Source organism: Pseudomonas sp. RC4D1 (assembly GCF_018390395.1).
Lineage (GTDB): Bacteria > Pseudomonadota > Gammaproteobacteria > Pseudomonadales > Pseudomonadaceae > Aquipseudomonas > Aquipseudomonas danubii.
The window spans coordinates 2,113,091-2,131,854 of sequence record NZ_JAHBAW010000001.1 but is presented as its reverse complement, the minus strand read 5'-3'; the positions used below and the strand labels follow the sequence as shown (position 1 = coordinate 2,131,854).

At 60.1% G+C, this 18,764-nt stretch carries 18 protein-coding genes and 1 pseudogene; 4 read left to right on the top strand and 15 right to left on the bottom strand.

Annotated elements, in window-relative coordinates; translation table 11 throughout:
- The first annotated feature begins 6 nt into the window (after positions 1–6).
- On the top strand, positions 7–1,227 hold the full coding sequence (gene fabB / locus KHO49_RS09750; protein WP_047302756.1) for a beta-ketoacyl-ACP synthase I: 1,221 nt from the start codon (positions 7–9) through the stop codon (positions 1,225–1,227).
- Positions 1,228–1,347: 120 nt separating this feature from the next.
- On the opposite strand, the gene KHO49_RS31495 is transcribed toward fabB, so the two are convergent.
- From KHO49_RS31495 to KHO49_RS09735, 4 genes and pseudogenes are all read right to left on the bottom strand, one after another.
- Complete coding sequence (locus KHO49_RS31495; RefSeq protein WP_372342471.1) at positions 1,348–2,211, bottom strand: methyl-accepting chemotaxis protein; 864 nt, start codon at positions 2,209–2,211, stop codon at positions 1,348–1,350.
- Positions 2,203–2,973: pseudogene (locus tag KHO49_RS31490) on the bottom strand (MCP four helix bundle domain-containing protein); the annotation flags it as partial. The pseudogene KHO49_RS31490 and the gene KHO49_RS31495, both read right to left, overlap by 9 nt.
- 139 nt (positions 2,974–3,112) lie before the next feature.
- Complete coding sequence (locus tag KHO49_RS09740) at positions 3,113–3,577, bottom strand: DUF3859 domain-containing protein (protein WP_102863958.1); 465 nt, start codon at positions 3,575–3,577, stop codon at positions 3,113–3,115.
- 72 nt (positions 3,578–3,649) lie between these two features.
- Positions 3,650–4,627 carry an amidohydrolase family protein gene (locus KHO49_RS09735; protein WP_110595180.1) on the bottom strand — a complete coding sequence of 326 codons (978 nt, stop codon included), beginning with the start codon at positions 4,625–4,627 and terminating at the stop codon, positions 3,650–3,652.
- A 193-nt stretch (positions 4,628–4,820) separates the two neighbouring features.
- Between KHO49_RS09735 and KHO49_RS09730 the strand changes: the two genes are divergently transcribed.
- Positions 4,821–5,237 carry an OsmC family protein gene (locus KHO49_RS09730; RefSeq protein ID WP_102878895.1) on the top strand — a complete coding sequence of 139 codons (417 nt, stop codon included), beginning with the start codon at positions 4,821–4,823 and terminating at the stop codon, positions 5,235–5,237.
- Positions 5,238–5,299: 62 nt separating this feature from the next.
- Positions 5,300–6,172 carry a pirin family protein gene (locus KHO49_RS09725; protein WP_110595179.1) on the top strand — a complete coding sequence of 291 codons (873 nt, stop codon included), beginning with the start codon at positions 5,300–5,302 and terminating at the stop codon, positions 6,170–6,172.
- A gap of 100 nt (positions 6,173–6,272) precedes the next feature.
- On the opposite strand, the gene KHO49_RS09720 is transcribed toward KHO49_RS09725, so the two are convergent.
- The 4 genes from KHO49_RS09720 to KHO49_RS09705 form a co-directional block, all read right to left on the bottom strand.
- Positions 6,273–7,001, bottom strand: coding sequence for a dienelactone hydrolase family protein (locus KHO49_RS09720; protein ID WP_110595178.1), 729 nt, complete (start codon positions 6,999–7,001; stop codon positions 6,273–6,275).
- 71 nt (positions 7,002–7,072) lie between these two features.
- Entirely contained in the window at positions 7,073–8,977 is a 1,905-nt protein-coding gene (gene htpG / locus KHO49_RS09715; RefSeq protein ID WP_102879089.1) for a molecular chaperone HtpG, read from the bottom strand.
- 90 nt (positions 8,978–9,067) lie between these two features.
- The gene (locus KHO49_RS09710; RefSeq protein ID WP_115581881.1) at positions 9,068–9,520 is read right to left on the bottom strand and encodes a PaaI family thioesterase; all 453 of its coding nucleotides are present in this window, start codon (positions 9,518–9,520) and stop codon (positions 9,068–9,070) included.
- Entirely contained in the window at positions 9,517–9,993 is a 477-nt protein-coding gene (locus tag KHO49_RS09705) for a PaaI family thioesterase (protein ID WP_102863964.1), read from the bottom strand. Before KHO49_RS09705 ends, KHO49_RS09710 begins: the two co-directional genes overlap by 4 nt.
- 158 nt (positions 9,994–10,151) lie before the next feature.
- On the opposite strand from KHO49_RS09705, the gene KHO49_RS09700 reads away from it, so the two are divergent.
- Positions 10,152–10,403: a hypothetical protein gene (locus KHO49_RS09700; RefSeq protein WP_016968094.1), complete on the top strand. Its 252-nt coding sequence runs from the start codon at positions 10,152–10,154 to the stop codon at positions 10,401–10,403.
- 115 nt (positions 10,404–10,518) lie between these two features.
- Here KHO49_RS09700 and KHO49_RS09695 read toward each other — a convergent pair whose 3' ends face one another.
- The 7 genes from KHO49_RS09695 to odhB form a co-directional block, all read right to left on the bottom strand.
- The gene (locus tag KHO49_RS09695) at positions 10,519–10,989 is read right to left on the bottom strand and encodes a hypothetical protein (RefSeq protein WP_110652149.1); all 471 of its coding nucleotides are present in this window, start codon (positions 10,987–10,989) and stop codon (positions 10,519–10,521) included.
- 51 nt (positions 10,990–11,040) lie between these two features.
- Positions 11,041–11,778: a DUF599 domain-containing protein gene (locus KHO49_RS09690; RefSeq protein ID WP_102878890.1), complete on the bottom strand. Its 738-nt coding sequence runs from the start codon at positions 11,776–11,778 to the stop codon at positions 11,041–11,043.
- A 169-nt stretch (positions 11,779–11,947) separates the two neighbouring features.
- Positions 11,948–13,261, bottom strand: a complete 1,314-nt coding sequence (gene brnQ, locus KHO49_RS09685) for a branched-chain amino acid transport system II carrier protein (RefSeq protein ID WP_102878889.1) — start codon at positions 13,259–13,261, stop codon at positions 11,948–11,950.
- A 463-nt stretch (positions 13,262–13,724) separates the two neighbouring features.
- Positions 13,725–14,606: a succinate--CoA ligase subunit alpha gene (gene sucD / locus KHO49_RS09680; RefSeq protein ID WP_068587916.1), complete on the bottom strand. Its 882-nt coding sequence runs from the start codon at positions 14,604–14,606 to the stop codon at positions 13,725–13,727.
- Complete coding sequence (sucC, locus tag KHO49_RS09675; protein ID WP_009047768.1) at positions 14,606–15,772, bottom strand: ADP-forming succinate--CoA ligase subunit beta; 1,167 nt, start codon at positions 15,770–15,772, stop codon at positions 14,606–14,608. Before sucC ends, sucD begins: the two co-directional genes overlap by 1 nt.
- A 229-nt stretch (positions 15,773–16,001) precedes the next feature.
- Positions 16,002–17,438, bottom strand: a complete 1,437-nt coding sequence (lpdA, locus tag KHO49_RS09670) for a dihydrolipoyl dehydrogenase (protein ID WP_102863968.1) — start codon at positions 17,436–17,438, stop codon at positions 16,002–16,004.
- Positions 17,439–17,541: 103 nt separating this feature from the next.
- Entirely contained in the window at positions 17,542–18,759 is a 1,218-nt protein-coding gene (gene odhB / locus KHO49_RS09665) for a 2-oxoglutarate dehydrogenase complex dihydrolipoyllysine-residue succinyltransferase (protein WP_213664945.1), read from the bottom strand.
- Between the last annotated feature and the right edge of the window lie 5 nt (positions 18,760–18,764).

Below are 18,764 nucleotides of genomic sequence, written 5' to 3'. Positions count from 1 at the left end.
ATCCGCATGCGCCGCGTCGTTATCACTGGTCTGGGCATTGTTTCGTGCCTGGGCAATGACAAAGAGACCGTCTCCGCTAACCTGCGTGCAAGTCGCCCTGGCATCCGCTTCAACCCGGAATATGCCGAAATGGGTCTGCGTAGCCAGGTTTCCGGCTCCATTGACCTGAATCTTGAAGAACTGATCGATCGCAAGATCTATCGCTTCGTCGGCCACGCAGCGGCTTACGCCTACCTGGCCATGAAAGACGCCATCGCCGACTCCGGCCTGAGCGAAGAGCAAGTGTCCAACCCCCGCACCGGCCTGATCGCCGGCTCCGGCGGCGCTTCGACCCTGAACCAGATGGAAGCACTGGACATCCTGCGCGAGAAAGGCGTCAAGCGCGTTGGCCCGTACCGTGTAACGCGGACCATGAGCAGCACCGTTTCCGCCTGCCTGGCCACGCCGTTCAAGATCAAGGGCCTGAACTACTCCATCGCTTCTGCCTGCGCCACCAGTGCTCACTGCATCGGTACCGCCATGGAACAGATCCAGATGGGCAAGCAGGACATCGTCTTCGCCGGTGGCGGTGAAGAAGAGCACTGGACCCAGTCGTTCCTGTTCGACGCCATGGGCGCCCTGTCCACCCAGTACAACGAAACCCCGGAAAAGGCCTCCCGCGCCTATGACGCCAAGCGTGACGGTTTCGTCATCGCCGGCGGTGGCGGCATGGTGGTGGTCGAGGAACTGGAACACGCTCTGGCCCGTGGCGCGAAGATCTACGCGGAAATCGTCGGCTACGGCGCCACTTCCGATGGCTACGACATGGTGGCTCCAAGCGGCGAAGGCGCAATCCGCTGCATGCAGATGGCCATGTCCACCGTCGACGCACCGATCGACTACCTGAACACCCACGGCACCTCGACTCCGGTCGGCGACGTTGCCGAGATGAAGGGCGTGCGTGAAGTGTTCGGCGACAAGGCTCCAGCCATCAGCTCCACCAAGAGCCTGTCGGGTCACTCCCTGGGCGCCGCCGGCGTTCACGAAGCGATCTACTGCATGCTGATGATGGAAGGCAACTTCATGGCCGGTTCGGCCAACATCGACGAGCTGGACCCGGAAGTGGCCGACATGCCGATCCTGACCAAGACTCGCGAAGACGCCACCATCAACACCGTGATGAGCAACAGCTTCGGCTTCGGTGGCACCAACGCTACCCTGGTGCTGAAACGCTGGCAGGGCAAGTAAGCCCCGCCGCTTCGCCGAATGAAAAAGCCCCGACTGGTTCGGGGCTTTTTTTCGCCTGGCGTTCGCCGGTAAGCCGACGCCCAAGCAACCTGCACGAGCCAGCTTGCCAGCGAAAGCGCCTCACACCGAGAAGCGCGCCACCATGGTGTTCAGATCCACCGCCAGCCGCGACAGCTCCTGGCTGGCGGCGCTGGTCTGGTTGGCCCCCGCCGAGGTCTGCAGCGCCAGATCGCGGATGTTCATCAGATTGCGATCCACTTCCCGCGCCACCGCGGCCTGCTGCTCCGAGGCACTGGCAATCACGATATTGCGCTCGTTGATCAAGGTGAAGGCCGAAGCGATTTCCTCCAGCGCCTGACCTGCCGCCTTGGCCACTTCCAGGGTCGAGCGGGCCCGGCTGTTGCTGTGCTGCATGGAACTGACCGCCTGGTCGGTGCCTTGCTGGATCCCGCCAATCATCTGCTCGATTTCCTGGGTCGACTGCTGAGTCCGATGGGCCAGGGCCCGCACTTCGTCTGCCACCACGGCAAACCCGCGCCCGGCATCCCCGGCTCGCGCAGCCTCGATGGCCGCGTTCAGTGCCAGCAGGTTGGTCTGTTCGGCGATGGAGCGAATCACATCCAGCACCTTGCTGATGCCATAGACCTTCTGTGCCAGGTCTTCCACCTGGCTGGCATTGGTCGTCACATCCTCGGCCAGCAACTCGATGGAGAGCACCGTCTGATGCACCTGCTCACGCCCATGCTGGGCGATCCGGTCCGACTCCCGAGAGGCTTCGGAGGTGGCCACGGCATTGCTGGCCACCTCCTCCACCGCGGCGGTCATCTGATTCACCGCAGTGGCCGCCTGCTCGATTTCCAGGCTCTGCTGATGTAGGCCCCGGGTCGCATCCTCGGTCACGCAACTGAGCTCTTCCGAGGCGGAGGCCAACTGGCTGGAGGAGTCGGAAATGCGCCGGATGGTTTCCCGCAGGCTGTGCTGCATGGCCTTGAGCGCCAGCAACAGACGCGCCGGTTCATCCTTGCCAACCACCGTGATGTCACCCGTCAGGTCGCCGCCGGCCACCACCTCGGCGACACTCAGGGACTGGGCCAGGGGCAGGACGATGCTGCGGGTCAGCAACAATGCCAGGCCAATGGTCACCAGCGCCGCCACCGCGATCATGCCCACCACCCAGACCCGCGACTTGCTGAACACGGCCTGGGCCAGGTCCGTGGCCTGGGTCGCGCTCTGCTTGTTCAACTCGACCAGTTCATGCAGGGTCGCCGCCATGTCATCGGCCAATTGATTCATCTCGCCATTGACCACCTTGATCGCCTCTTCCAGCTGGTTCTGGCTGGAAAAGGCCATGACCTGAGCCTGGCGCTGCAGGTACTGCTTCTCAATGGCCTTGAAACGATCGAACAGGACCCGTTCCTGGGGCAGCACGATCAATGACTCATAGCGCCCCTGGGCAACCCCCAGGCCAGTCTTGATGTCGTTGATCTTTTTTTCGTTCTGGACAATCGCTTGCGGGTCGCGATTGATCAGCAGACGCAGGGTCAGGGCACGGATGCGCAGCAGGTCCTGACTCATGTCACCGACGAACATGACGCTGGGCAGCCAATTGCTTTCCACTTCATCGGACTGCTGGCGCATATTGGCCATCTGCATCAGGGCGAATGCCCCGAGGGCAAACACCATCAGCGCCAGCAAGCCGAAACCCAGGCCTGCGCGCGGCGCGATATTGAGACTTCTAAGGCTCATTCCTCTGGCTCCTTCCTAGAGCGCTGCAAGAACTTGCAGCAGGGTGCTCTTAGACGGTATCGGGCCGTTGGAAAATTGCGTAAGACAAAAACGTGATATCAAAACGCCCTAGCACTCCAATACTTGGGCGTAAAACGATTCAGCGCACAGAAAATCGCTGTTCTGCCAACAAACGGTCGCCCTGAAAGACCATGAAGTGCCATTCGCCGGGCACCACTTCATGGTTCTCCGTGAATTCGTAGGCCATCACATCCTGAGGAGCATTGGGCACCAGTTTCTGAGTGATCTCGAACTTGTCGTGGCGCGCCCCGTCCGGGGTACGGATGCCCGGAGTCAGGTAGAGCAGAGTCAGGGGCTGATCCTCGGCCACCTTGCCCAGCAACTGGTAACGCATACCGAACTTGGTCCCCAGCTTGGCGGGCACCACCGAGGTTTGCTGGATCTTCTCGTTGCTGCGGCGCAGCACCCGCTCCCCCGATTGCAGCTCGGCCTTGGGCCCTTCGAACACGCCGTATTCCACCGGTCCTTCAACACGGACTTCGGCACTGGCCAGGCCAGTGAAGATCATCAGCGCCGCCAATGCGCTTAAACGAGTGAGGTGCATATCGCGCTCCTTGATTGAGATGGCGCGAGCTTATGAAGCAGGCGTGACAGGCTGATGACAGACTGGGGCCTGCTAAGGGCGACTTTTGGCGGGAAGGATGGCGAGGAAATTGTCATGGGCCACCTTGCGCGCCACCTCCTCCGGCAAGGCATCGAGGAAGACATCGAAGCTGTGCAGCTCGCGCCCCAGCTTGTTGAAGCGCCCGACCACATCCGAACCGAGCATGAAGCGCTCCGGGAAGCGCTCCACCAACTGCAGCCAGGCCTGGCTGGGGTTGCCCTGCTCATCCAGCAGATAGGGCGTGAGCAGGCTCCAGGACAGGTCGATGTACAGATTGGGGTAGCTCTCCAGCAGCCGCGTCAGGGTCGGCAGCAAGAATTCCAGGCGGGTCTGGTGACGATGGATCTCGGCGCTGGTGCCAGCGTGGGCCCAAATAAAGCGCGTATGGGGGTGATTGCGCAGCGGCTCTTCGATTTCTGCCAGGTACAGCGGGTTGCGTTCGCGCTTGGAGGTGATGTTGGAATGCAGCATGACCGGCAGGTCGTTCTCCGCCGCCAGGTGATAGACCTTGGTCATCGCCTCGTTGTTGGCCCGTGGCGTGTCTCCGGCAGTCAAGGCCGTGAGGTCGTCATGGCGGGTGAAGACCTCACCGATGCCCTGCCACAGCCCCGGATCAAGGTCGAGCATGCGCTGGATATGCGCCGCGGAGTTCTTGTCATTGGGATTGAAACCGGACAGGAAGGGATGAAAACGCTGACGCTGCTCAGGGGGCAGTTGCTTAACCGCAGCCGCCACCAGCACGTCGGTGGCGCTGTACCAATAGGCATCAGCATCATCACCGGCGTAATAGCGTGGACGCTTGGGTTCGTCCTCGTGCCATTTCTTGGCCACCGGAATGCCGGAAATCATCACCTGTTCAATACGGTTGTCAGCCATGGCCTTGAGCAACGCATCCATGCCCGCGGATTCCTGGAAGAAGTCCACGTAATGCAAGTGAGCATCGCTGTAGCGGTAATCCCGTGCCTGGGCCGCCACGCCGGGCAGCAGCATCAGCAACGCTCCAAGGCAGGTTCCGTATAAATGATTCCAGTACACCGCAGCGTCTCCAAAGGGTTGCAGCCGGGTAGACCCTGCACCCCAGCAGCAGGTTCAGAAAAAAGGGGAACGCCTGTGCCTCACCATGCTCTATAACTTCAGCACCTTTACAGCCTGATCCGATATTCATCACTGCCTGAGGTTTGCCATGACCATTACCGTCAATACCGAGTCCAGCGAAGGTTTCCGCCACAGCATCCAGGTGGATGACCACCAGTTGTTCACCGACCTGCCCCAGTACGCCGGTGGCGAAGGCACCGCCCCCGAGCCCCATGACTACTTCGATGCCGCCCTGGGGGCCTGCAAGGCCCTGACCCTGAAGCTCTATGCGCAGAAGAAGAACATCCCGCTGACCGGGGTCACGGTGGAGCTCAAGCACGACAACAGCCAGGAGCCGCAAGGCAAATACGCCCTGCATGTAAAGCTGACCCTCAAGGGCGTGCTCACCGATGCCCAGCGTGATGAGCTGCACCGGGTGGCCGACCGTTGCCCGATCCACAAGCTGATGACCACCAGCGAAGTCAGCATCGAGACCCACCTCTCCGAAGGCGCCTTCAGCCAATAGCAGCAAGGCTGGCACACGCGGGTTATGCTCCCGGGCATAACCCGATCAGCCTGGAATCCGCCATGAACTCCCCCCTCGTGATCCGTCCCCGTGCCGAGGACGTTGAAGGCCAGCCCATCCTCCGCCCCCTGCCTTCGGCCCAGTGCCGCAGTGTCGGGCCTTTCGTGTTCTTCGACCATATGCTGGAAACCCGCTACCCGCCGGGCAAGGGCATGAATATCCGCCAACATCCGCATATCGGCCTGTCCACCCTGACCTACCTGTTCGCCGGGCAGATCCAGCACAAGGACAGCCTGGGCTCCGACCAGATCGTGGAGGCCGGAGACGTCAGCTGGATGACCGCCGGCAGCGCCATCGCCCATGTCGAACGCACGCCAGCCCCCTTGCTGGCCCAGGGGTTCGCCATGCACGGCCTGCAGGTCTGGCTGGCCTCGCCCCAAGAGCAGGAGCAAGGCCCGGGGCATTACAGCCATCACCCGGCCAGCAGCCTGCCGGTGAGCGACAACCTGGGGGTGAGCATCCGCATGATCGCCGGCAGCGGCTTCTGCCTGGAATCGCCGGTGCCGGTACTCTCCCCCACCCTGTACGCCGAACTGCGACTGCAGACCGCCACCAGCCTGCTGATTCCCACCGAGCACCCGCAGCGCGCGCTGTATGTACTGGACGGCGAGGCACAACTGGACGGCGAGCCTTTGCCCGTGCACGCGCTAGTGGTATTGCCGGAGGGGGAGAACGCCACGCTGTTCGCCGAAAGCGATTGTCACGCAGTGCTGATCGGCGGCGCGCCCCTGGACGGTCCGCGCCGGATCAATTGGAACTTCGTGGCCAGCGATCCGGCGCGTATCGAGGAGGCGCGCCAACGCTGGGCGGCCGGTGATTGGCCGCAGGTACCAGGAGAAAGCGAGCGCATCGAATTGCCACCCGCCCGCCACTGATCGCTAGGAACCGGCTTGCCGGCGAACAGGCCCGTGAGTCTGGCGCTGCTCTCACTGACGCCTTCGCTGGCAAGCCAGCTCCGGAATCAGAGGCGGCGGGTCAGCCGCAGAAAACTTCGTCCAGCAGGTAATGCATGGTGGCGAAGGCCCGCGCCGAGGTCTTGGCGTCGTACATCATCTTGCCCGGTACATTGGCGTGGGTATCGGTGAAGGAATGCACCGCACCGCCATAGCTGACCAGTTGCCAGTCCACACCCGCCGCATCCATTTCCGCCTCGAAGGCCGGCAGTTGCTCCTTGGCCACTAACGGGTCCGCCGCACCGTGCAGTACCAGTACCGAACCCTTGATATTGTTCGCGTCGCTAGGGTTGGGGGTGTCCAGGGTGCCGTGGAACGACACCGCCGCCTTCACTGGCGCGCCACTGCGGGCCAGCTCCAGGGCGCAGCAGCCGCCAAAGCAGAAACCGAAGGTGGCCAGCCTGGAAGTGTCCACCGCTGCTTCGCCCTGACTCTGCAAGGCCGCAAAGGCCGCCTGCATGCGCTTGCGCAACAACGCCCGGTCATCCTTGAGCGGCATCATCGCGGCACCGGCCTCACTGGCATCGCTGGGACGCAGCGACTGGCCATACAGATCAGCGATCAGTACCACGTAGCCCTTGGCCGCCACCGCCTCGGCGATCTTCTCCGCGCCAGCGCTGACGCCCATCCAGTTCGGCGCCATCAGCAACCCCGGGCGCGCGCCTTGATGGGCGGCATCGAAGGCCAGTCGACCTTCATAGGGCTGGCCATCGATCTGATAGACCACGGAACGCACTGTGATTTGACTCATGACTCAGCTTCTCCAGTAGAGGGACACCAGAATGAAAAAACCCGCCGAAGCGGGTTTTTCTTGCAACGTGGTTAAACCGACAGTTCAACCAGCAGCTTGTTCAGTCGGCGCACATAGGCCGCCGGGTCTTTCAAGCTGTCACCGGCCGCCAGGGCCGCCTGATCGAAGAGGATGTGCGACAGGTCGCCAAAGCGCTCTTCGCTCTGCTCACCGTCGAGTTTCTCGATCAGCGGGTGAGTCGGGTTGAACTCGAAGATCGGCTTGGAATCCGGAACCTTCTGCCCGCTGGCTTCAAGGATCTGGCGCATTTGCAGCCCCAGGTCCTGCTCGCCGATGGCCAGGATCGCCGGGGAGTCGGTCAGGCGGTGGGAAACCCGCACTTCGCTGACGCTCTCGCCCAGGGCGGTCTTGATCCGCTCCACCAGGCCTTCCTTGGTCTTGGCGACTTCCTCGGCAGCCTTCTTGTCCTCTTCCGAGTCCAGGTTGCCCAGGTCCAGGTCACCACGCGCCACGTCGACAAAGCTCTTGCCGTCGAATTCGTTGAGGTAGCTCATCAGCCACTCGTCGATACGGTCGGTGAGCAGCAGCACTTCGATGCCTTTCTTGCGGAAGACTTCCAGGTGCGGGCTGTTCTTCACCTGAGCGTAGGATTCGCCGGTGAGGAAGTAGATCTTGTCCTGACCTTCCTTGGCGCGAGCCAGGTAGTCGGCCAGGGACACTGTCTGCTCGCCGTCGTCGCCCTGAGTGGACGCGAAGCGCAGCAGGCCGGCGATCTTTTCCTTGTTGGCGAAGTCTTCGGCCGGGCCTTCCTTCATCACCTGGCCAAAGTTCTTCCAGAAGCCCTTGTATTGCTCTGGCTCGTTCTTCGCCAGTTTTTCCAGCATGTCGAGGACGCGCTTGGTCAGTGCCGATTTCATCGAATCGATGATCGGGTCTTTCTGCAGGATTTCCCGCGAGACGTTCAGCGACAGGTCGTTGGAATCCACCACGCCCTTGATGAAGCGCAGGTACAGCGGCAGGAAGGACTCAGCCTGATCCATGACGAACACGCGCTGCACGTAGAGCTTGAGGCCCTTCGGCGCTTCACGCTGGTACAGGTCGAACGGTGCACGGGCCGGCACGTAGAGCAGCGAGCTGTACTCCAGCTTGCCTTCGACCTTGTTGTGGCTCCAGCTCAGCGGGTTCTCGAAGTCATGGGCGATGTGCTTGTAGAACTCCTGGTATTCCTCGTCCTTGATCTCGGTACGCGGACGGGTCCACAGGGCACTGGCGCGGTTGACGGTTTCCCACTCCAACGCCGGTTTCTCTTCGCCTTCGGCGGCAGCGGCTTCTTTGGGCAACTCGATCGGCAGCGCGATGTGGTCGGAGTACTTCTTGATGATGTTGCGCAGGCGCCAGCCATCGGCGAACTCGTCTTCACCGGATTTGAGGTGCAGGACGATGCGGGTACCGCGCTCGGCCTTGTCGAGGGTCGCCACTTCGAACTCGCCTTCACCCTTGGACGACCAGTGCACGCCTTCGCTGGCCGGCAGGCCGGCACGACGGCTGAACACTTCGACCTGGTCGGCAACGATGAACGCGGAGTAGAAACCCACGCCGAACTGACCGATCAGGTGCGAGTCCTTCTTCTGGTCGCCGGTGAGGTTCTTCATGAAATCGGCGGTGCCGGATTTGGCGATGGTCCCCAGGTGAGTGATGACATCTTCACGGCTCATGCCGATACCGTTGTCTTCGAGGGTGACGGTTTTCGCGTCCTTGTCGAAGCTCACACGGATTTTCAGTTCGGCGCCACCTTCCAGCAACTCAGGCTTGGACAGGGCTTCGAAACGCAATTTGTCGACGGCGTCAGAGGCGTTCGAGATCAATTCGCGAAGGAAGATTTCCTTGTTGGAATACAACGAATGGATCATGAGGTGCAGCAGTTGCTTCACCTCGGTCTGGAAGCCCAGGGTTTCCTTTTGAGTTTCCACACTCATGGTCATCAAACTCCAATCAGATGGCTGTGGTCGCGCTCCGGAAGCGGAGAGCGGCGGGATGACATGGAAGTGGGGGTAGCTGACTGGATTTCAAGGGGCGAGACTCTCTTCAATCTTGAAATGTGCCCGGGCGGTAGCAATTGGCTCGTCGGCGGTGCTCTGCCAGGCCGTGATGGCGACGTTGGCCACCCTCCTCCCCTGCCGCCACACCTGGCAGCGAGCGAAGGTGTCACGAAACTGTCCGGCACGCAGGTAGTCGAGGGAAAAATCGATGATCTTCGGCACGCCGGGCGAGCCGGTGAGAATCAGCAAATGCAGGGCTGCCGCCAGCTCCATGAAACCGGCGATCACTCCACCGTGCAGGGCCGGCAGCAGAGGATTGCCGATATTGTCCTTATTGGCCGGCAGGCGAAACAGCAGCTCATCCCCCAGCGGCGTGCACTCGATGCCGATCAATCTGGCGTAGGGAATCTGCTCCAGCAACGCGGCGTAATCGCCCTGCTGACGAGCCTGCTCCAATAACCCTGCAAGACCCACGCTCATGCCCGCTCTCCCTTGATGGAGCCGGCAAACCCACGACTGCCCTTGAGCCCCTTGCCCATGCGCATGAAGGTACCGACCACGTGGGCCACGGGGCGTTCGGGATCGTCCTGATAGGCAAAGCCACGGGTGAAGATCACGTCAGTGGTGACCCGGTAACACTGGGCAAAGCCGTGCACGTCATGATGAGGCATCGCCGGATGCATATAGTCTATGCGCAGGTCCAGGGTCGGACACACTTCGAACTCCGGCAGCACACAAAGCGTGGCCATGCCGCAGGCGCTGTCCATCAGCGTGGTCAGGGCGCCGCCATGAATGATCCCGGTTTGCGGGTCACCGACAATCTGCGGGCTGTAGGGCAAGGTCAGAGTCATGCCTTCCACCGAGGCGCTGTGTACCCTGATATCCAGCACCTGACAGTGGCGCAGAGCGGAAAGAAAGCGCGTCGCACGCTCGAAAATTGGGTTCTGCACCATGGCTTATGCCTCTTGTTATTGTCAGGAATGTGCATTGAATGAAGCAGACAAAAGTTCCGTGAAACGAATACTTAATATATCTGTGAGCCTCAAGGAACTTAAATCACAAGGCCATGATCGAAAGGCCAGTAGATATCTTCACTAAGGAGAAACACCCCATGCGTAAGACTTTAGCTATTGCCCTGATGCTGACCGCTTCCCTCGGTCTGGCTGCCTGCGACAAAAAATCCGAGGACAAAGCTCAAGATGCCAACCAACATGCTGAGCAAGCTCAACAAAAAATGAACGAAGCTCAGGATAAAGTGAACGAGGCAGCGAAAGAAAACGCCGAAGCCGCCAAAGATCAGGCTGAATCCAACAAGGCCGCTGCTGAAGAAAGCGCCAAGGAAGCAGCACCTAAAACCAACTAAGTCGGTTTTAGCGCAACACCAAAAAGCCCGCCAAGTGCGGGCTTTTTCTTGTCTGCTAAACAGCAGCTCAATACAACGGTGTTTAGTTGTCGAATAGGTAACTAAGCACTGAAGCTCAATACCCTGACTCCAGGAACAACTCATCCTGGAGCGGCTCTGCCTGCAACGGGTGTCCAGACACTCCACTGGCTGAAGACTCCAACGCATAGTGCGAGGAACTGGATACGGGCAATAGCCTGATGGGAAAGTCGTAGTGGGCGGTAAAGGGTGCCAACCACTGGCGAGTCTGGTAATCGACCGCGGTGATACTCATGTAGCAAGGGTGCGGGGTGTCCTGGGGCGCGCGGCCGGCCAGCACCATCACCAGTTCCCAGTCGGTTGCCTGCTCGACCTGGAAGCGTCCGTCCTCGCCAGTCAGGAACTGCGCCCCACAGAAGGTGCCCCTGGCCCCGGCGATCGGCATGCCGCTCAATGCATCCACCACCTGGCCATGGGCGTCGCCATTCAGATACAGGGTTTGCACCCGGCAACCGGACAACAAAATGAATGAAAGGCACAGGCACATCAGGGCACGCAGCTTACTCATTGGCCAACTCCTTTTAACCGGGCAACAGATCAATCGATCAGCCCTCCCCGCTCAGACTGCGTCTTTGGGGCTATCGGCCAAAGGCTGTTCAGTCGGGGTATAGACCATGACGTCAAGTACGTCGGAATGAAACTCCCGCCGGTACAGGACAAACACCACGCCTGCACTCATCAGCATGAACAACCAGGGGCTGACGAACCAGGCCAGCATGGTCATGCCGAAATAGTAGGAACGCAGCCCGAAGTTGAACTGGTTGGCCGCCATGGAAATCACCCGGGCTGCCCGCAAAGCAAACGCCTTGCGCTCCTGCTCGGAGACATGTCGCTCGCCGATCATCGGCGCCGACCCCACCAGCACCGCCGCAAAGTTGTACTGGCGCATGCACCAGCTGAAGGTGAAAAAGGCATATACGAACACCAGCGCCAGGCACAGCAACTTGATCTCCGACATGCCCTGGGACGCCTGCTGCACCAGCGGAATGTCCGCCAGCAGCGACACCGCGCGCTCCGATGCACCGAGCACTGTGAGGATGCCTGCCAGGATGATCAGGGTACTGGAAGCGAAGAACGAAGCGTTGCGCTCCAGGTTGCCGATCACACTGGCGTCGGCGATACGGTTGTCCCGCAGCAGCATGCGACGCATCCAGTCCTCGCGGTACAGGTGCAGGACGCTGGCCAGGCATGCCGTGTCCCGGCCCTTCCAGGTGGCATAGCGGGTATAGCCGCCCCAGCAGACGACGAACCACAGAGCGGCCAGTAGATGAATCAGGTTGGCTTGGACAAACGACATGCAAATTCCTGTAAGGCGTTGGCAAAAGACAAGGACACTGCTTCGACGCCACGCCGAGGAAAAAGACACCGCCCAAGCCCCATAAAAAATGCCCCGTATCGATGGATACGAGGCATTTTCCTTGGCGCTCATGGATCGCTTGTGGCGATCCAGAGCCATCAGCGGCAGATCAAGCCAGGGCTTGGGCCGGCTTGCCCAGAATACGGTCGAAAACCACCGCAACCGCCAGGACGATCACCGAAGGCACCAGCCAGGCCAGGCCTTGCTCGCTCAACGGCAAGTGGGCCAGCTGGCTAGGCAAACCATCGGCCAGGCCGGCCCCCTTGAGCGCATCGATCAGACCGAACACGAAAGACACCAGCATCACCGGGCCAACGATACGCCGCTGGTCCTGCCAGAAGTCCTTGCAGAAGCTCAGCGCCACCAGGGCAATGCACGGTGGATAGATGGCAGTCAGTACCGGGATCGAGAAGGCGATCAGCTTGGTCAGGCCAAGGTTGGACACCAACAGCGAGAAGACCGCGAGGATCACCACCAGAGTCTTATAGGACAACGGTGTTACGCGGCTGAAATACTCGGCGCAGGCACAGGTCAGGCCCACGGCGGTCACCAGGCAAGCCAGGGAGATCAGTACCGCGAGGAAGCCGCTGCCCAGGGAGCCAAAGGTGTGTTGGACATAGGCATGCAGCACCGCCGCGCCATTGGTGGCCCCGGCGGCCACTTCATGGCTGCCCGAACCGAGACGGAACAGACTGACATAGACCAGCGCCAGACCAACCCCGGCGATCAGGCCGGCGATCACCGCGTAACGGGTGATCAGTTGAGGCGACTCGACTCCTCGCGAGCGAATGGCGTTGACGATAACGATACCGAACACCAGAGCGCCCAAGGTATCCATGGTCAGGTAACCATTGATGAAACCTTGAGAAAACGGCGCTGCCACATATTCGGGCGTGGCCTCGCCAACAGTACCCGCTGGCAGCGCGACCGCTGCAATCCCCAGAACCGCCAGCGCGATGATCTTCAACGGCGCCAGGAAACGGCCAACGGTATCCAACAAGCGGCCCGGATACAGGGAGATGAAGAACACCAGCAGGAAGTAGGCCGAACTGTAGAGGAACAGCGCCAGCGGGCTCTCGCCCGTCAGTGGCGCCAGGCCCACTTCAAAGGACACAGTAGCCGTACGCGGCGTGGCGAACAGCGGGCCAACCGCCAGGTAGCAGACCGCCGCCAACAGACCGCCAGCGACTTTACCGATGGGGCTGCTCAGGGCATCCATGGCGCCACCGACCTTGGCCAGGGCAACCACGGTGATCACTGGCAGGCCGACCGCCGTGATCAGAAAGCCTAGCGCCGCCATCCAGACATGGGGTCCGGACTGCAAACCGACGATAGGAGGGAAGATGATGTTGCCAGCCCCGACGAACAGGGCAAAAGTCATGAAGCCGAGTGCCAGAATGTCCTGGCCTTTCAACACTTTCATTAAGGAAATACCACACTACTGAATCGGAATTTAGAGAGGGATTTCCCTTATGGGTGAGGGAAATGCTGTCAATCCGTATAAGACTGACCCGTTTAGCGCGCAGTTACCTTGTGGGCAGCAGACGCAAAAAGAGGCGGCTAGCCTACCGAATCTGCAAGACGAACGCACCGGCGCAATGAGAATTTTCTGATATGCGACATTGGGATGTCGCATTTTCGAAATTATATTTCCATCGGGCTTAATCCTATCCCCGCACACCAGCCAGCATGCTGGGAGCCGAACCGTATAGAAGCCGAATTAGGTAAGCGCGGCTTGTATAGGAGCTGGCTTGCCAGCGAAGCCCTCCCCCAGGGCAGCAACTGAACTGAAGGCCTCTACGCCGGCAAGTCGGCTGCTGGGGCAGAAAGCACAAAGGCCACCCGAAGGTGGCCTTTGTGGTTGAAGCGTCAGTTAAGCGCGAGGCTTACTTGACAGCCCAACCGGTCAGCTCGGCCAGGGCCTTGCCGATGTCTGCCAGCGAACGCACGGTTTTCACGCCTGCGTCTTGCAGCGCAGCGAATTTCTCGTCTGCAGTGCCTTTGCCGCCAGAGATGATTGCGCCAGCATGGCCCATGCGCTTGCCCGGAGGAGCAGTCACACCAGCGATGTAGGAAACAACCGGCTTGGTCACGTGAGCCTTGATGTAGGCAGCCGCCTCTTCTTCAGCCGAACCGCCGATCTCGCCGATCATCACGATCGCTTCGGTCTTCGGGTCTTCCTGGAACAGCTTCAGGATGTCGATGAAGTTGGAGCCTGGGATCGGGTCACCACCGATGCCGACGCAGGTGGACTGACCGAAACCGGCGTCAGTGGTCTGCTTAACGGCTTCGTAAGTCAGGGTGCCGGAACGGGAAACGATACCGACCTTGCCTGGCAAGTGAATGTGACCTGGCATGATGCCGATCTTGCATTCGCCTGGAGTGATCACGCCTGGGCAGTTAGGGCCGATCAGGGTAACACCCAGCTCGTCGCACTTAACTTTAGCGTCCAGCATGTCCAGGGTAGGAATGCCTTCGGTGATGCAGACGATCAGCTTGATGCCGCCGAAAGCTGCTTCCAGGATCGAGTCCTTGCAGAAAGGAGCTGGAACGTAGATCACGCTGGCGGTGGCGCCAGTGGCAGCTACAGCGTCTTTCACGGTGTTGAACACTGGCAGACCCAGGTGCTCGGTACCGCCTTTGCCTGGAGTTACGCCACCCACCATCTGGGTGCCGTATTCGATGGCTTGCTGGGTGTGGAAACTACCTTGCGAACCGGTAATACCCTGGCAGATAACTTTGGTGTCTTTATTGATCAGGACGCTCATTATTTGCCCTCCGCAGCTTTGACAACTTGTTGAGCAGCGTCGGTCAGGCTGGTAGCAGCGATGATGTTCAAGCCGCTTTCTGCCAGTACTTTAGCGCCCAGTTCAGCGTTGTTGCCTTCAAGGCGAACAACAACCGGGATTTTCACGCCGACTTCTTTCACAGCGCCGATGATGCCTTCGGCAATCATGTCGCAGCGAACGATGCCGCCGAAGATGTTGACCAGTACTGCAGCGACGTTGGTGTCGGACAGGATGATCTTGAAAGCTTCGGTCACGCGCTCTTTGGTAGCACCACCGCCCACGTCGAGGAAGTTAGCTGGCTTACCGCCGTGCAGGTTGACGATGTCCATGGTACCCATGGCCAGGCCGGCACCGTTGACCATGCAGCCAATGTTGCCTTCCAGGGCTACGTAGTTCAGTTCGAACTTGGCAGCGTGTGCTTCGCGCGGATCGTCCTGCGACGGATCGTGGAAGGTCTTCAGCTTAGGCTGACGGTACATGGCGTTGGCGTCGATGTTGATCTTGGCGTCCAGGCAGTGCAGATCGCCGTCAGCCTTGATCACCAGCGGGTTCACTTCCAGCAGGGCCAGATCGTGATCCTGGAACAGTTTGGCCAGACCCACGAAGATCTTGGCGAACTGGGCAACTTGCTTGCCTTCCAGACCCAGCTGGAAAGCCAGCTCGCGACCCTGGAATGGCTGAGCGCCAACCAGTGGGTCGATAGTGGCTTTCAGAATTTTTTCTGGAGTGTCGTGAGCGATTTTCTCGATGTCCACGCCACCTTCGGTGGAAGCCATGAACACGATGCGACGGCTCGAACGGTCAACGACAGCGCCCAGGTACAGCTCTTTAGCGATATCAGTGCACGATTCAACCAGGATCTTGGTGACAGGCTGGCCATTGGCATCAGTCTGATAGGTCACCAGACGCTTGCCCAACCACTGCTGAGCGAATGCCTTAGCGTCTTCTTTGCTGCGAACCAGCTTAACGCCGCCCGCTTTACCGCGACCACCGGCGTGAACCTGGGCTTTGACAACCCACTCGGAGCCGCCGATTTTGTCGCAAGCTTCTGCTGCTTCTTCCGGGGTGTCTACCGCGTAGCCTTTGGATACTGGCAGGCCGTATTCAGCGAACAGCTGCTTACCCTGATACTCGTGAAGATTCATGCTTTTTACCGTCTTCGTTAGGTACTGCGCATTCGGCGCTGCGCTCAAGATTGAGTGCCGCACCACCTGTGACCGCTACTCTCAAACCAGCGCCACACCTGAACCCGGAGCCTGAGCCCCGATCCAGTGTGTGGCGCTACCTCAAGAGGTCGAGTCCAGCGGATATTCCGCGGTGAGTCTTGCGCACAAGGCTCACGACGGGCCAACCGCCGTGGTTTCTTATTATTGCTTAGCGTTTCTTGCGGTTGGCAATGTGGATGGCAGTGCCATTCACAGCCAGAGCTGCTTCGTGCAGGGCTTCGGACAAGGTCGGATGAGAGAAAACCATCATGCCCAGGTCTTCGGCGCTGGTGCCGAATTCCATGCCGATTGCACCTTGCTGAACCAGTTCCGCAGCGCTTGGGCCAATCACATGGACGCCCAATACGCGGTCAGTCTTGGCATCGGCGATGACTTTGACGAAACCACCGGTGTCGTTGGCTGCCATGGCACGGCCGCTGGCGGCAAACGGAAAGGTGCCGACGTTAACTTCAACGCCTTCAGCTTTCAAGGCCTGCTCGGTTTTACCGACCCATGCAATTTCCGGGTGAGTATAGATAACCGAAGGGATCAGGTCATAGTTCATCTGGGCCTTGTGGCCCTTGATGCGCTCGGCAACCATGATGCCCTCTTCCGAGGCCTTGTGAGCCAGCATCATGCCGCGCACCACGTCACCAATGGCGTAGACGCCCGGTACGGTAGTAGCGCAGTGATCGTCAACGTGCACGAAACCGCGCTCGTCGAGGGTCACGCCGCAGTCGGCAGCCAGCAGATCGGTGGTCACCGGACGGCGACCAACGGCGACAATCAGCTTGTCGAAAGTGATGGTCTGTTCGCCGTTGGCGTCGGTGTAGGTCACCACGACTTCTTCGCCGTTGACCTTGGAGCCGGTCACGCGAGCGCCCAGCTTGATGTCCAGACCCTGCTTGGTCAGGGTTTTCAGCGCTTCCTTGGAAACAGCGGTGTCAGCTGCCATCAGGAAGGTGTCCAGGGCTTCCAGGACAGTCACTTGCGCGCCCAGACGCGACCAGACCGAGCCCAGTTCCAGACCAATAACGCCAGCGCCGATCACGCCCAGACGTTTTGGTACGGCCTGGAATTCCAGCGCGCCGGTGGAGTCGACGATGACATTCTGATCGACCGGGGCCGGTGGAATGTCGATTGGACGCGAACCCGGAGCCAGGATCACGTTTTCAGCTTCGATGACTTCAACCGAACCGTCCGGCTTGGTGACTTCGACTTTCTTGCCTGCCAGCAGTTTGCCGTGGCCTTGGATCGAAGTGACGCCGTTGGCTTTGAACAGGGTGGCAACACCGCTGGTCAGGCCTTTGACGATGTTGGCCTTGCGACCGACCATGGCCGGTACGTCCATGGTCACGCCAGCGTGGCTGATACCGTGGATGGCGAAACCGTCCTGGGCCTCATGGAATTTCCAGGAGCTGTCCAGCAGCGCCTTGGAAGGAATGCAACCGACGTTCAGGCAAGTACCGCCGAGGGCCAGCTTGCCCTCTTTATCGGTGTACTTCTCGATGCAAGCAGTCGTCAGACCAAGCTGTGCTGCCTTGATTGCAGCTACATAACCGCCTGGGCCCGCGCCAATCACTACTACGTCGAATTTCTGAGTCATAAAAAGGTTCCTTTTAACGGCAAGCTAGAAGCCGCAAGCCGCAAGCTTGAAGCCCCTCGCCTTAAGGGCTCGGAACTTGTCGCTTGCAGCTTGCAACTGCTTTTTAGATGTCCAGGAGCAGACGCGCCGGGTCTTCCAGCAGGTTCTTGATGGTCACCAGGAACGTCACAGCTTCTTTACCGTCGATCAGACGGTGATCGTAGGACAGCGCCAGGTACATCATCGGACGGATTACTACCTGACCGTTGATCGCCATAGGACGTTGCAGGATGTTGTGCATGCCCAGGATAGCGGCTTGCGGTGGGTTGACGATCGGGGTCGACATCATCGAGCCGAAAGTACCACCGTTGGTGATGGTGAAAGTACCACCGGTCATCTCTTCCATCGACAGCTTGCCGTCGCGGGCCTTCTTGCCGAAGGTGGCGATGCCGCCTTCGATTTCGGCCAGGCTCATCAGCTCGGCGTTACGCAGGACCGGAACCACCAGGCCACGGTCGCTGGACACCGCAACACCGATGTCGGCGTAGCCGTGGTAGACGATGTCGGAACCGTCGATCGAAGCGTTGACTGCCGGGAAGCGCTTCAGCGCTTCGGTGGCGGCCTTGACGAAGAACGACATGAAGCCCAGGCGCACGCCATTGTGGGACTTCTCGAACAGGTCCTTGTACTTCGAACGCAGAGCCATGACTTCGGTCATGTCGACTTCGTTGAAGGTGGTCAGCATGGCCATGTTCGACTGGGCTTCAACCAGACGCTCGGCAACCTTGGCCCGCAGGCGGGTCATAGGTACGCGCTTCTCGACGCGATCGCCGGCAGCGAAGACTGGAGCGGCAGCGGCTGGAGCCGGAGCCTTGGCAGGCGCGGCAGCCGGAGCGGCTTTCTTGGCGGCAACAGCAGCCACCACGTCTTCCTTGGTCACACGACCGCCTTTGCCGGTACCGGCAACGGAGGCGATGTTGATGCCGTTCTCTTCAGCCAGCTTGCGCGCGGCAGGAGCGGCGATTGGATCGTCTTCGCCGTCAGCGGCAGCCGGGGCAGCAGCGGCCGGAGCAGCGGCGGCAGCAGGAGCAGCGGTAGCAGCACCGCCTTCAACGATGGAGCCCAGAACTTCGTCGGACAGAACGGTGTCGCCTTCGTTCTTGACGATAGCGCCCAGCACGCCATCAGCGGTGGCCAGCACTTCCAGCACAACCTTGTCGGTCTCGATGTCGACGATCAGCTCGTCGCGCTTGACGGCTTCGCCCGGTTGCTTGTGCCAGGTGGCAACGGTGCCATCGGCAACCGATTCCGGGAAAGTGGGGGCTTTGATCTCGATAGCCATTATCA